The sequence below is a fragment of the Nostoc favosum CHAB5714 genome (assembly GCF_020829495.1).
In the GTDB taxonomy this organism is placed as follows: Bacteria; Cyanobacteriota; Cyanobacteriia; order Cyanobacteriales; family Nostocaceae; genus Nostoc; species Nostoc favosum.
Map to the genome: position 1 here is coordinate 1 of NZ_JAIVFQ010000071.1, position 14153 is coordinate 14153.

General features: G+C 43.4%; 12 protein-coding genes and 1 pseudogene. 9 read left to right on the forward strand and 4 right to left on the reverse strand.

All coding sequences use genetic code 11. From position 1 onward, the window contains the following. Positions 1-694 precede the first annotated feature (694 nt). Complete coding sequence (locus LC586_RS29370) at positions 695-946, reverse strand: hypothetical protein (protein WP_229488753.1); 252 nt, start codon at positions 944-946, stop codon at positions 695-697. A 315-nt stretch (positions 947-1261) separates the two neighbouring features. Between LC586_RS29370 and LC586_RS29375 the strand changes: the two are divergent. Then, positions 1262-1435 (forward strand): annotated as a pseudogene (locus LC586_RS29375) (ATP-binding protein); the annotation flags it as partial. A 484-nt stretch (positions 1436-1919) separates the two neighbouring features. Beyond that, entirely contained in the window at positions 1920-4328 is a 2409-nt protein-coding gene (locus LC586_RS29380; RefSeq protein ID WP_229488754.1) for a sucrose synthase, read from the forward strand. A gap of 82 nt (positions 4329-4410) precedes the next feature. On the opposite strand, the gene LC586_RS29385 is transcribed toward LC586_RS29380, so the two are convergent. Next, a complete protein-coding gene (locus LC586_RS29385; protein ID WP_229488755.1) occupies positions 4411-4677 on the reverse strand; it encodes a hypothetical protein in 267 nt (88 codons plus the stop codon). Positions 4678-4767: 90 nt separating this feature from the next. On the opposite strand from LC586_RS29385, the gene pgmB reads away from it, so the two are divergent. The 6 genes from pgmB (at position 4768) to LC586_RS29415 (ending at position 10951) form a co-directional block, all read left to right on the forward strand. Next, a complete protein-coding gene (pgmB, locus tag LC586_RS29390; protein ID WP_229488757.1) occupies positions 4768-7815 on the forward strand; it encodes a beta-phosphoglucomutase in 3048 nt (1015 codons plus the stop codon). A gap of 424 nt (positions 7816-8239) precedes the next feature. Next, positions 8240-8473: a hypothetical protein gene (locus tag LC586_RS29395; RefSeq protein WP_229488758.1), complete on the forward strand. Its 234-nt coding sequence runs from the start codon at positions 8240-8242 to the stop codon at positions 8471-8473. Positions 8474-8652: 179 nt separating this feature from the next. Further along, a complete protein-coding gene (locus LC586_RS29400; protein ID WP_229488760.1) occupies positions 8653-9090 on the forward strand; it encodes an RrF2 family transcriptional regulator in 438 nt (145 codons plus the stop codon). Between the two features lie 62 nt (positions 9091-9152). After that, positions 9153-9551 (forward strand): Alr5209 family pentapeptide repeat protein, encoded by a 399-nt coding sequence (locus tag LC586_RS29405; protein ID WP_229488762.1) that lies wholly within the window; start codon positions 9153-9155, stop codon positions 9549-9551. 189 nt (positions 9552-9740) lie between these two features. After that, positions 9741-10226 carry a DUF2243 domain-containing protein gene (locus LC586_RS29410; protein ID WP_229488796.1) on the forward strand — a complete coding sequence of 162 codons (486 nt, stop codon included), beginning with the start codon at positions 9741-9743 and terminating at the stop codon, positions 10224-10226. A 119-nt stretch (positions 10227-10345) separates the two neighbouring features. Next, on the forward strand, positions 10346-10951 hold the full coding sequence (locus LC586_RS29415) for a DUF4129 domain-containing protein (protein WP_229488763.1): 606 nt from the start codon (positions 10346-10348) through the stop codon (positions 10949-10951). Between the two features lie 127 nt (positions 10952-11078). Here LC586_RS29415 and LC586_RS29420 read toward each other — a convergent pair whose 3' ends face one another. Together LC586_RS29420 and LC586_RS29425 are read right to left on the reverse strand one after the other, a co-directional pair. Continuing rightward, the gene (locus tag LC586_RS29420) at positions 11079-12263 is read right to left on the reverse strand and encodes an NAD(P)H-quinone oxidoreductase subunit H (protein ID WP_179067814.1); all 1185 of its coding nucleotides are present in this window, start codon (positions 12261-12263) and stop codon (positions 11079-11081) included. Positions 12264-12625: 362 nt separating this feature from the next. Continuing rightward, positions 12626-12778 carry a hypothetical protein gene (locus LC586_RS29425; protein WP_229488764.1) on the reverse strand — a complete coding sequence of 51 codons (153 nt, stop codon included), beginning with the start codon at positions 12776-12778 and terminating at the stop codon, positions 12626-12628. 39 nt (positions 12779-12817) lie between these two features. Between LC586_RS29425 and LC586_RS29430 the strand changes: the two genes are divergently transcribed. Beyond that, positions 12818-14122, forward strand: coding sequence for an RNA-guided endonuclease InsQ/TnpB family protein (locus LC586_RS29430; RefSeq protein ID WP_229488765.1), 1305 nt, complete (start codon positions 12818-12820; stop codon positions 14120-14122). Positions 14123-14153: the final 31 nt, after the last annotated feature.

The following is a 14153-nucleotide window of genomic DNA, read 5'->3' on the forward strand; positions in this document are numbered from 1 at the left end:
TAATTGGACTCTCTTTTACAAAACGCTCAAATATTGCTCCCAGCATTCACCATCTCCTCCGCTACTTTTTAGTTTGCGATCGCATGGCATTATTATCCGGCTATTTGTCACCTTGACAGGGCTACACCCCACCCCCAGCCCCTCCTGCTTGCGGGGAGGGGAGACAAAGCTACGCTTTGGCTCTTTGGGGTTCTTCGGGTTTAATAAGCAATCAAGCGGACATGATATCACGCATTCAAAAATGTTGAACCCCATACTTCTCTTCTTAGGCTGCGCCAACGACTACGCTCAGTAAGGGACTTCCAAATAAAAAAATATCCCACTGTTCACAGTCAACAGTCAACAGTCAACAACTTCAAGCGGTTGTTTTTATTTCTTGGAGTTCCCTAACCATAAATAAATTTAGTTGCTCTGTACCTTTTTATTTCTGGTTAACTTAAGATGAAACTCCTTTAAAACCTCGTTAAGTCCCTCTGGCTGTAAATGCACTTTATTGGGCTGCTGCCGCGAGTAACGAAGGCGGAAGGCAAACCCTTCTAGTAGGCATTAAGAGCCAGAGGCTGGGAACGAGGCAATCTCTCAAAATAGTGGTGTCAGATAATACCTCATGGGTGAGCCACGGACTGGCAGTTAATGACGATTGATTGCTGGAATCAAGAAAAAAATATATTAAACCAATTTCAGTCACTTAGGATTAGGCAGACAATTCTTGTACCCCTATCCATTCTGTGATAGATTGCCATTGGCTTACGTAAACAGTAGTATTTTTACGTTTTTCTTGTTGAGGTTTTGTAGGTAGTTCTCCCTTGACAGCCTCGGTAAATGAACTGGATTGGTTCAGATTATAAACAGGCATTTCTTGCCAGCAGTGGCGACAAAACCAGTAACTCTCTGCACCGCGTACATGTTCTAAAAGTACACTTGAACAGCAAGGACAATAATTCATATTTTTCTCAAATCCTGTTAATAAAAGTGTTGTCGCAAATCGGGGTAGCCAGTTGACAAGCCCGTAGGTATTTAAAACGATGTGTTTATATTTTGACTATAGTATTTAAATATGAGGAACTTGTGAGGAAATTTAAAACACTTAATAATATCGGATGATTTATACATATTTATTAAGTAATGGCATCAAGGCTATTTAGCTATAGCAGCCCTGAATCATTCATAAAAAGTTATATCTGAACTTCTGAAAGAAATCGGGGATCTGGACACCGCGAATATTCACTAATCAATTAAAATTGCTATATCTCTTCAGAAAAATAACGGAATTGGGATACCGCCAGACATATTAGATAGAATTTTTGAGCCGTTTTTCACCACCAAAGATGTCAATGCAGGTACGGGACTTGACCTTTCAACAGTGCTTGGCATTATTAGAAGGCATGATGGTTTTATCAAAGTGTCTAGCAGTGTTAAGCTATTACGCTTTTAAATTACATAGTCACTTCCTAAGTTCGTTGACCGCTGACGGTTAACTGTCAACTGTCAACAGTCAACAACCAACACGAAAAGATGTGCAAGTTAAATGCGCGACAGCTTATTGTTGTATATCTGCATCAAGCAGGGCATAACATTTGAAAAAGCACTGCAAAAAGTTATTAGATTAGGCTTGATATAGCTAGTGCCGCAAGGCGCAAGTCAGCCCCTTTGGGGAAGTCAAAAGTTAACACTGAGCGGAGTCAAAGTGTCAAAAGTCAAAGGGCAAGTCCTAATAGCTATCAACTCATCAGTTTAAATTTTAACTAAGTGAATAACCTCATCCCATAGATTTGAAGCCCTCGCAGCGTTTCATCCCAGAGTTAGACGCGGGTGGTTTTCATGTTTATATATCATTAAGCGGGAATGTGCCTCAGAAAACCGGAGACTGGAAATAATAATGAGGTCGTGACCAAGCTAAAATTCTGGGATTCGTCATCATGTATGAACTAGTTCAAGCTGTCTTCAACGGTGATGAAAAAACTGCTCTACATCAGTTAATTTATGCGTTGAGTGCTTCAGGTAAGCGTTACTTCCTGAGAAATGAAATTTTACAAGCTTTTGCCGATTACTGTCATCAATCCCAAAAGCCAGCCTATTTTTACTATTCTTCTTCTGTTGGCAAACTGATACAGTACACTCACGAAATCATTTTTGAAGAAGAAAGTACCTGGTTCGTGGTTCGCCCCAGGATTGCTAGTCAGGAAGTTTGGAAACTGACATCTGATAGTAGATTCGAGTTAATGACGCCTCAAGCGCTGTTAGATGTGAGAGATCGCCTAGTCAACCGCTACCAACCCCACATCCTCGAAATCGACCTCCACCCGTTTTACGAAAGTTCTCCAAGAATCGACGACCCCAGAAATATTGGTCAAGGTTTAGCCTTCCTCAACCGTTACCTGTGCAATCAATTGTTGACTGACCCCCAATATTGGGTGGAAATGTTATTTCAAGCATTACAGGGGCTACAACACGATGGGATTCGGCTGCTGTTGAGCGATCGCATTCCTTCAGGTATTCACCTAGCCAAACAAATTAAGCTAGCGCTCAAATTGCTAAATGAGCTTGAGCCTGATGAACCTTATGAAAAATTCCGCTTCGATCTCCAAGAACTCGGCTTTGAGCCGGGTTGGGGTAACACTGCGGCGCGAGTCTCCCAAACCCTAGAACTCCTCGACCGACTCATTTACTCCCCAGAACCTGGCATCTTAGAAACATTTGTGGCCCGCGTCCCCGCCATTTTTCGCGTCGTCCTCATTTCCATCCACGGCTGGGTTGGACAGGAAGATGTCTTAGGAAGAAATGAAACACTTGGTCAAGTTGTCTACGTTCTTGAACAAGCTCGCAGCTTAGAAAACGAACTGCGTGAACAAATCAAACTTGCTGGTCTGGATGTGCTCGGTATGGAGCCACATGTGATTATTCTCACGCGGCTAATCCCTAACTGCGAAGGGACATTTTGCAACCTGCGCTTAGAAAAAGTTCAAGATACTGAAAATGCTTGGATATTGCGCGTTCCTTTTGGTGAATTCAATCCTGAAATTACGAACAATTGGATTTCTAAATTTGAGATTTGGCCTTATTTAGAAAACTTTGCTTTAGATGCAGAAAAAGAATTACTAGCTCAATTCCAAGGTAAACCTAATCTTATTGTTGGCAACTACAGCGACGGTAACTTAGTGGCTTTTCTTTTATCGCGCCGGATGAAAGTTACCCAGTGCAACATTGCCCATTCCTTGGAAAAACCTAAACATCTATTTAGTAATTTATATTGGCAAGATTTAGAAGACCAATATCACTTCTCGGTACAATTTACTGCTGATTTGATTAGCATGAATGCAGCCGAGTTTATCATCACATCATCCTATCAAGAAATTGTCGGTACACCTGACACCATAGGTCAATACGAATCGTACAAATGCTTTACGATGCCACAGCTTTATCATGTGGTTGATGGCATTGATTTGTTTAGTCCTAAATTCAACTTAGTGCCGCCGGGAGTAAATGAAAAGATTTTCTTTCTCTATAGCCAAAAAGAAGACCGAGATATTAAGCTTTGCACACAAATTCACAACCTCCTCTTTACCCGCGAAGACCCCCACATCTTTGGTCATTTAGATAACCTTAACAAGCGACCAATCTTTGCCGTTGCTCCCATCACTTCAATCAAAAATCTCACTGGGTTAGCTGAATGCTTTGGTCAAAGTCAGGCGTTGCAAGAGCGCTGTAACCTAATCCTTTTAAGTAGTAAATTGCATCTACATGAAGCTATAAACTTAGAAGAAGCAGAAGAAATCCAAAAACTCCACAACATTATTGAGCAATATCATCTCAATGGCAAAATTCGCTGGGTGGGGATGCGTATCCCTAGCAGCAACCTCGGCGAAGTCTACCGAGTAGTTGCAGATTCTCAGGGAATTTATGTCCACTTTGCTCTTTTTGAATCCTTCGGTCGGTCTATTTTGGAAGCGATGATTTCTGGCTTGCCAACTTTCGCTACTCAATTTGGCGGGTCTTTAGAAATTATCGAAAACCAAGAGAATGGATTTAATCTTAATCCTACAGACTTAGAAGGAACAGCAAAGAAAATTTTAGCCTTTGTTGACCAATGCAATACTCATCCTGAGCATTGGCACGAAGTCTCAGAATGGATGAGTCAGCGAATTCATAATAGATACAATTGGCATTTACATAGTAATCAATTACTACAGCTTGCTAAAATATTTAGTTTTTGGAACTTTGTTGCTCCAGAAAATAACGAAGCCAGAGATCGCTATATGGAAACTTTATTTCATCTCATTTATAAACCTAGAGCCGAAAAGATTTTGGAAAAGCATAAGGGGGGATGAGGGAGTGGGGAGTGGGGAGTGGGGAGTGGGGAAAGAGCAGGGGGAGCAGGGGAGGCAGGGGGAGCAGGGGAAGCAGGGGGAGTTAGAAGTTAAAGCATTGGCTTAAAGACTCATTCATCCACCTCAGAGACTCATTCATCCACCTCAGAGACTCATTCATCCACCTCAGAGACTCATTCATCCACCTCAGAGACTCATTCATCCACCTCAGAGACTCATTCATCCACCTCAGATACTCATTCATCCACCTCAGATACTCATTCATCCACCTCAGATACTCATTCATCCACCTCAAAGACTCATTCATCCACCTCAGAGACTCATTCATCCACCTCAGAGACTCATTCATCCACCTCAGATACTCAAAATCTCCAATCCAATCCTAATTACGAATTACGAATTACGAATTACGAATTAGTTTCTCCCTACTCCCCAACTTATGCAAACAAAAGCTCGTTCTCGCAATTTTATCTACACAGACTGGATTTTAATCGAAACCCAGTTTGACCCTGAGCAATTGCACTCTAAAGAAACCGTCTTTACAATCGGCAATGGATATCTAGGAACAAAAGGCAGTTTTGAGGAAGGTTATCCTCATGCATTGCCAGCTACTTTTATCCACGGTGTCTACGACGATGTGCCGGTGGTGTACACTGAACTGGCAAATTGCCCTGACTGGTTACCTTTGGTAGTGATTGTGAATGGCGATCGCTTCCGTCTCGATCAAGGTGAGATATTGCGCTATGATCGGCAGCTTGATTTACGCTACGGACTTCTTAGCCGTTACTTGCGTTGGCGCTCTCCTAGTGGAAATACTATAGATATTACCTTTGAACGCTTTGCTAGTTTTGCAGATCAGCATGTGTTGGCGCAACGCTGCCATTTAACGCCAGTAGATTTTGATGGCTTAATCGAAGTTCAGGGAAGTATCAACGGCTATCCAGAAAATCAGGGTTTTAATCACTGGGAAGGACTAGATCAGGGCAAGACTGACCAAGGAATCTGGTTGCAACGCCGCACCCGCCACTCCCGAATTGAACTCGGTATGGGCGCAACTATGAAAATATCAGGCACTGAAGCATCTTTGCAAGTCAGTACCGCGCCTGGTTATCCGACCTTGAGCATGACCTACCTGGCTAAATCACAACAGACCGTAACCGTAGAAAAAATAGTGACAGTTTTTACCTCGCGGGAGACTGAGACACCAGTTTCAGCAGCTACAGAAAAACTCGCGCACCTACCAGACTACGCAACACTACTAAAAGCCAATGAGCAGGCATGGGATGAAATTTGGCAGCAAAGTGACATCCTCATTGAAGGGGATAGCACAGCTGCTTTTGCTGTTCGCTACAATCTATTTCAGCTGCTGATTGCTGGGTCACGCCATGATGACAAAGTGAGCATTCCTGCTAAAACTCTGTCTGGGTTTGGCTATCGCGGCCATATCTTTTGGGATACAGAAATTTTTATGCTGCCCTTTTTTCTGTTTACCCAACCAGCGATCGCCCGAAACTTACTCAGTTACCGTTGGCACACCTTACCAGGAGCTAGACGCAAGGCTGCCCATTATGGATATAAAGGGGCAATGTTTGCCTGGGAAAGTGCTGATACCGGAGATGAAGTAACACCACGTTGGGCACTGGGAAATGATTTTTATGGTGAAGACGTGCGGATTTGGTGCCGTGATCGGGAAATTCATATTAATGCAGATATTCCCTACGCCGCTTGGAACTACTGGCAAGCCACTGGTGATGATGAGTGGATGCAACAGCGCGGCGCAGAGATTATTTTGGATGCCGCTATCTTCTGGGGTAGCCGGGTTGAATTCAATCCTGAGCGCCAACGGTATGAAATTCGGGGAGTGATCGGAGTGGATGAATACCATGAATTCGTTCACAATAACGCCTTTACAAACCGGATGGCGCAATGGCATTTAGAGAAAGCGATCGCAGTTTATGATTGGTTGGTTCAAAAGTTCCCCGAACGAGCTACTGAACTAGAACAGAAACTCAAACTCACTCCACAAGAGCGATTCTCCTGCGGAGACGCTATGCGAACGCACTGGCAAGATATCATCGCCAAAATATTGTTTCTCCATGACCCATTAACAGAGCTAATCGAGCAGTTTGAGGGATTTTTCCAATTGGAAGATATCAACTTAGCAGATTATCAAGGGCGCGATCGCTCCATGCAAGCCATCTTGGGTATTGAGAAAACCAATAAATATCAAGTAATCAAGCAACCAGATATATTGATGCTCCTTTATTTAATGCGGGAATCAGCAGATTTTCCCTACAACGAAAAAGCATTGCAGACAAACTGGGACTACTACGCACCCCGCACAGACATTAGCTATGGTTCGTCCCTTGGCCCAGCAGTTCACGCCATTTTAGCTTCCGATTTGGGCAAATCAACGGAAGCTTACGAAGTGTTTATGCAAGCGTTAATGGTGGATCTTGAAGATAACCGAGGTAACACCAGCGATGGAATCCACGGCGCTACTGCTGGTGGCGTTTGGCAAGCTGTAATTTTTGGATTCGGCGGCATTCAACTAACCGAAAATGGCCCCGTAGCCAATTCCCATCTGCCTGATGGCTGGACGCGCCTAAAGTTTAAACTGCACTGGCAAGGATTATGGCACGACTTTGATCTGCATCAGGGATTGGGCATGGGGCATGGGGCATTGGGCATGGGGCATGGGGCATTGGGCATGGGGCATGGAAACAAGGAGAGAAGGGAACAAGGAGACAAGGGGAAAACGGAGATAACCAATGCCCAATCCCCAATGCCCAATGCCCAATCCCCAATGCCCAATATCAAAGGATTCATCTTCGACCTAGATGGTGTGCTAACAGATACAGCAGAACTTCACTATCAAGGTTGGCAAAAGTTAGCGGATGAAGAGGGTATACCGTTTAATCGGCAAGCTAACGAAGCGCTGCGGGGTGTATCCCGTCGTGCTTCCCTGATGCATATTATTGGAGATAGACCCTATTCGGAAGCACAAATCGAGGAGATGATGGAGCGTAAAAATCGCTACTATGTGGAATTGATCCAAAACATGACATCCAAGGATTTATTACCAGGTGCGATCGCCCTCTTGGATGAACTGCGCCAAGCTGGGATTAAAATCGGTATTGGTTCAGCTAGCAAAAATGCCCGCACAGTGATCGAGCGATTGGGCATTGCTGATAAAGTAGATGCGATCGCAGACGGTTATAGTGTACAACAACCCAAGCCAGCACCCGACCTATTTTTGTACGCAGCCAAGCAGCTAGGACTCGAACCAGCGCAATCTGTAGTTGTAGAAGATGCCGCAGCAGGCGTTGAGGCGGCCCTAGTCGGTGGTATGTGGGCAGTAGGACTCGGCCCAACTGAACGAGTTGGAGCCGCTCATGTTGTTTTGCCCAGCTTAGAAGGGGTCAAATGGGCAGATTTAAGAACTAAATTAAGCAATATTGCCAGAGAAAAGGCTTGCTCTTTCTGAATCTTTACCCCCTTTTTAAGCTACGTGTATACACAAGTCGCCCTCTACCCACATTTTTGTCAGAGTGAAACTGTCACACTCACCGATATCCCGCCCAGAACTGAAGTTCAGCTATGAGACTCGGAATTCATTCCGAGGCGGAATAGAAACGCAGTGCGAGATTTATTAATAAAGATATGGCTGCGGTAAGACTTGTGTGTACACCGTAGCTTTTTAAGAAAGTCGCCGACGGCAAAATCTTATCCGAACCTATTGCGTGCTGCACTATCTGCTTTTTTGGTCAGAATATCCAACTGAATTCTGACGACTGGCGCTTTTATTCTGTTGTAATAACTAATAACTGTTAACCTTCAAAAGCTAAAATCATCTAAGTAGGGAATCTAAAATAAAACGCAAGTTTAGATTCCAAATTAGGAGTTAGAGCGTGAATTTGGACGGATTAGCCTTACAGATACAGAATATGCGTAAGTGCGTCGCCCTTTTGCAACGCCAGAGTGAACAGCAAAATACACAAATTGTCAAAAACTTAACTACCTTCTTCCCTAATTTCGCTTACGCTCAATCTTGGTCAGAAGGTGTTGCGTTTTTGACCCACGATTCATCTCACCGCCAAATCAGAGATTGTGGCGGGAGTCTTCTCGTGGAGCTAGATAAATAATCAATCACTTTTATTTATTGAATTAAAAATAAAATATAATTGTTTCTATCCTAAAAGGTCTTTAAACTAAAGTTAGCCGGTCAATAATAAGTTGATTGTAAAGTTTTTCTTAACAGTAGCTTAGGAAAACCAATTCAAATACTTTGTATATTTAAGTGTGAGTTTAAAATATTACGCCTGTGGTTATCTCTAACAAATCAGAATACGCACTTCTAGCCCTGTTAGAGTTGGCAACCTGCTACCCTAACGGTGAAGCCCTGCAAATTCGAGAGATAGCGGCATTGCAAGACATACCGAACCGCTATTTGGAACAACTCCTAGCCACATTAAGGCGTGGAGGTTTAATTAAAAGTATACGCGGAGCCAAAGGTGGCTATGTTCTGGCACGAGATCCCGGAAAGATTACAGTGTTAGATGCTTTTAGCTGCATGGAAGGGTCAGATATTGTTGTCTCTGATTCTGAGCCAACTCCAAACACAGTAGAAGGTGAGCTAATTCAGGAAGTCTGGCAGGAAGCCCGTCAGGCTGCTAACTCAGTTTTAGAAAAATATACACTCCAAGACCTTTGCGAACGAAGATCAATGCGAAAGCAGAAGGAACTCATGTATTACATTTAGAAAGGATGAAGTAGGAAAATTTTCATCCTTAGTATGAAACTAATAACCTGTGAGGCTGTTATATGCCTGAAGTAAATTCTCAACAGCCTATAAATAGTGCCGCTACTCTTGTGGAGAGTTATGCAGCAGGAAAACGGGACTTTAGTAAAGCGGAACTGGGTAATGCTGATTTGCAAGGCATTAACTTGAAAGGTTCTGACCTTAGTTATGCTGACTTGAGTGAAGCTAACCTGAGTGGCGCAAATTTGAGGGGAACTGATCTGAGTTTTGCCGATCTGGGTCAAGCTAATCTGAAAGATAGCGATCTGAGGGGAGCATTGTTGATGTCAGCGAATCTTCGCCAAGCCGATCTCAAAGGAACGAAGCTGGAAAAAGCAGACTACGATCGCAGCACCCATTTTCCCCAAAATTTCGACCCAGTGAAAGCGGGTATGCAGATAAAAATAATTCGTAATTCGTAATTCGTAATTCGTAATGACGCTTCTACGTAGATAACGTAATTAAGTTTTGTAACGGGTATTTATACTAAGGATTTCGGGCAACGCATAATTAATTATCATCAAATGTCTATTGTACTTGCCTTAAGATAGAAGATTTTTCTGCCAAAAGATGTTGTATTTTGGTAAGAAAGCCTATCTATGAGGTTGACAATGGAGGCGAAAAGTGAAACCCTTAACCGACGCGCACCGCTAATTACTGCTGGAATTTTTCTTGGTGTGGGTCTTGGAGGCTTTATTGATGGAATTTTACTGCATCAGATCCTCCAGTGGCATCACATGCTCAGTAATATTCGACCTCTGAACAACACGGCGAATATAGATTTGAACATGGTATGGGATGGGTTATTTCATACCTTGGATTGGGTATTCACCGTGGTGGGACTTGTGTTGCTATGGCGTGCCGGAGGGCGTGAAGATGTTCCTTGGTCATCACAGACCTTTATTGGGTCAATATTGATTGGTACTGGATTGTTTGACTTCGTTGAAGGTTTAATTGACCATCAAATTCTCGGTATCCATCATGTAAAACCAGGCCCAAATGAGTTAGCTTGGGATTTAGGATTTCTTGCATTCGGTGCGCTACTTATTGTCATCGGCTGGATAATACTAAAAAAGTCAACAGTCATTAGTCATTAGTCATTAGTCATTAGTCATTAGTCATTAGTCATTGGGCATGGGGCATGGGTCAATAATCAATAGTTCTGCTCCCCCTGCTCCCCCTGCTCCCCCTGCCTCCCCACTCCCCACTCCCCCCTATGACAGATACTTTTGAAAAAACTAGCTGGAGTTGGCAGCTTTCTCAATTTCAACAACAAGCGGGAGAATGGTGGGAATACCAGTTTTACCGCTTTGAACGCGCAATGCCCGAATTTCCTAGTGGATGGTCAATTAGCCCAAGGCTTGGTGAATTGCTAAAATTCCTGTTTTGGCTGGTACTAGGTTTATTTATCGCTTGCGTGGGTTGGCGATTATGGCGAGAATTCAGTCCTTATATATATTCTTGGCTGAATAGAAGTGGTAATCTCACTGATTTTGGCGTAAAAACTCACTCTAGTGAGTCATCCATAGCCCTTCTGTTGGAGCGATCGCAACAATTTTACCGTCAAGGAAACTACCGTGAAGCTTGCCGTTGTCTCTATTTAGCAATGTTGCAGCAGTTGCATCAAAACGCGATCGCACCCCACAAACTCAGTCGCACTGATGGAGAATATCTGCAATTGCTGCGATCGTCTGTGACTCCTATACAGCCTTATGAGACTTTAATTACCACTCACGAGCAATTATATTTTGGTAATGCCGAGATTTTGCCAGACAATTATGAGCAGTGTCGGCAAGCTTATCGGGAAATCTCCCCAGATTGAAGAGAAGGAAGAAATTCCTAACTCAACTGTACTGTGCAATGGTCGGCAGTTTTACCCAATACTATAAAAAAATAGAGCAGTTGCACTGTAATACAACTGCTCTAAAAACTACCAAGGTAGATATTTACTACCTATCCACAGACCCCATGATTACGTCAACACTGCCGAGAATCACCACAATATCTGCAACTTTCATGCCCCGCAGTAAATGTGGGACAATCTGAAGGTTGTTAAAATCTGCTGCGCGAATCTTCCAACGTGCAGGGAAGACGTTATCATCGCCAACCAAATAAATTCCCAATTCACCTTTGCCACTTTCTACACGAGAGTAGATTTCACCCTTGGGAATCTTGAAAGTGGGGGAAACTTTTTTGCCGATGAATTGGTAATCGAATGCGTCCCACTCGGATTTTTTACCTGCGGCTAAACGCTTGGCTTCCAGATTTTCGTAAGGGCCGCCAGGAAGTCCTTTAATTGCTTGGCGAATAATCTTCACAGATTCGCGCATTTCCCGCATCCGCACCACGTAACGGGCAAAGCAATCACCGGCGGTTTCCCACTGTACATCCCAGTCGAAATCGTCGTAACATTCGTAATGGTCAACTTTTCGTAAATCCCATTGCACACCAGATGCGCGTAACATTGGGCCAGAAAGTCCCCAGTTAATTGCTTCTTCACGGGTGATAGTACCAATACCCTCAACACGTCGCCGGAAGATGGGGTTATCGGTTACTAAGCGTTCGTACTCATCAACTTTGGGCAATAGGTAGTCGCAGAATTCTAGACACTTATCTACCCAACCGTAAGGCAAATCGGCTGCTACTCCACCAACGCGGAAGTAGTTGTTATTCACCATCCGATAACCTGTGGCGGCTTCCCACAAATCATAAATCATCTCCCGTTCCCGGAACTGGTAGAAGAAGGGAGTTTGTGCGCCTACGTCAGCGAGGAAGGGGCCAAACCACAGCAAGTGGTTAGCGATGCGGTTCAACTCCAGCATGATGACGCGGATGTAGCTAGCACGTTTGGGGACAGCAACACCTGCAAGCTTTTCTGGGGCGTTGACAGTGACGGCTTCGTTGAACATTCCCGCCGCGTAGTCCCAGCGACTAACGTAAGGGACGTACATTACATTAGTACGGTTCTCAGCGATTTTTTCCATTCCCCGGTGCAAATAGCCGATAACCGGTTCACAGTCAACAACATCCTCGCCATCCAGAGTCATGATTAGCCGCAGAACCCCGTGCATTGAGGGGTGGTGTGGCCCCATGTTTAGCACCATTGGTTCAGTGCGGGTTTCTAGTCTGGTCATAGATTTCGTGTTCTCCGTTCGTGAAAATTTTGAATTGAATCGCCCAGATGCCAACCAGACCCGATTTATCTAGTTTGCCAAAATGAGGTTTGTAGGGGCAATCTATATAATTAGGACTCTACAGGGTTATGTTGGAGAGAGGATAGCAGCAAAGGAGTTGTAATTGATGTTTCATTTCGTTGCACCTCTTCAATTATTATAGGGAAGCTTGATATGCAAGGGATTGAGGCACAGGTTTTTTTCATGTAATCTCTTTTTGCACTTAAAATTCTGATGTTATTAAATCCTGTTCAATCTTGTATAAGTTAGTGTCTAAGCAGAATGGTACGTATTATAAAACTTTAAACAAAACATAGTCATATCTAATCGGATATAGTCTTTTCGTCAGGTTTAGGCAGTTGTGCAATCCATGCCCTAACTACATCAGAATTTGACACTCCCCTTTTATCAGCTTCTTGTTGCAACTGTAATAATTCATATTCTGTTACTCTTACAACTAACCTTTTATCTCTCATTGTGTATTACCATTTGGTTACACACTATCTTATAACACAATGCAGTTAGTCGAGCAGCGCATTATCAAAAAAAGCAATCCGGCTTGGGGGCAGATAGATGCAATGTCATTCGCTGCTAAAAACCTGTGGAATGTTGCTAACTTTCTCCTTCGTCAATCATTCATTTACGGGCATAGTGTGCCGTCTTACAACTCAATGGACAAGTTAATGCAGCCAAGTTTGGAGTACAAAGCACTACCATCTAAGGTTGCACAGCAAGTCTTGAGATTATTGGGCAAATCATGGGAAGGTTATTTCGCTGCGATCGCCCAATATAAATTAGATAAGAGTAGGTTTACAGGTAGACCAAAAATACCGGGATATAAAGCTTATGATGGGCGATGTGTTTTAATTTTTAGTGAGCAATCTACATCAAAAAAGGTATTTAAAAAGTCAGGGCAAATTAAACTCACCAGTATTGACTACAATTTTGACACGCAGATAAAGCAGTCAGATTATTGTCAGTCCCGGATTGTGCCAAAAATTGACCACTATGTTTTAGAAATAGTTTATGAGGTTAGCGACCATGAATTGAGTGAGGCAGCCCCCGTCTTGGCAGTTCCCGTCGATGGGGGACTGCCGAACCCGGAGGGTCAGAGTACAGAACGCATTGCAGCAATTGACTTCGGGATTGATAATTTGATGGCGGTAACATCAAACGTGCCAGGATTTAAACCTGTTCTCGTTAACGGTCGTCCACTCAAAAGCATGAATCAATTCTTCTCTTCAAAACGTGCTACATTGCAACGCCGCAGTGGGGTTAGGACATCCAGAAGGATTAAACACCTGACCACTAAGCGTAACTTCAAAGTCAGAAATTATTTACACCGTGCATCTAATTATGTGATTCAACTACTCATGGAGTTAGGAGTTACAAAATTAGTCGTTGGTCAAAATTATGACTGGAAGCGCAGCGTTAATATCGGCAAGATAAATAATCAAGCCTTCGTGTCGATACCTCACGGACAGTTGATTGATATGCTCACCTATAAAGGCAACAGAGTAGGGATTGATATTATTGTTCGGGAAGAATCCTACACCAGCCAATCCAGCTTTCTTGATGGTGATTTTATCCCTGACTATGGCAGTAAGCCACATGACTGGAAGCCATCAGGTAAGCGGATATGCAGAGGGTTGTACCGGACTAAATCTGGACGACTCTGCAATGCTGATATTAACGGCAGCTACAACATACTTACAAAAGAATTCCCCAATGCCTTTGGGACAGGGGATAGAGAGGTCTTAGTTGACCCAATTCGGGTAAATCTAAATGGTTTTATAGCCAAAAGCTTGACCCCATTTTAGATGCCTTAAAAGTTCTGTGAAGGAATGGTAA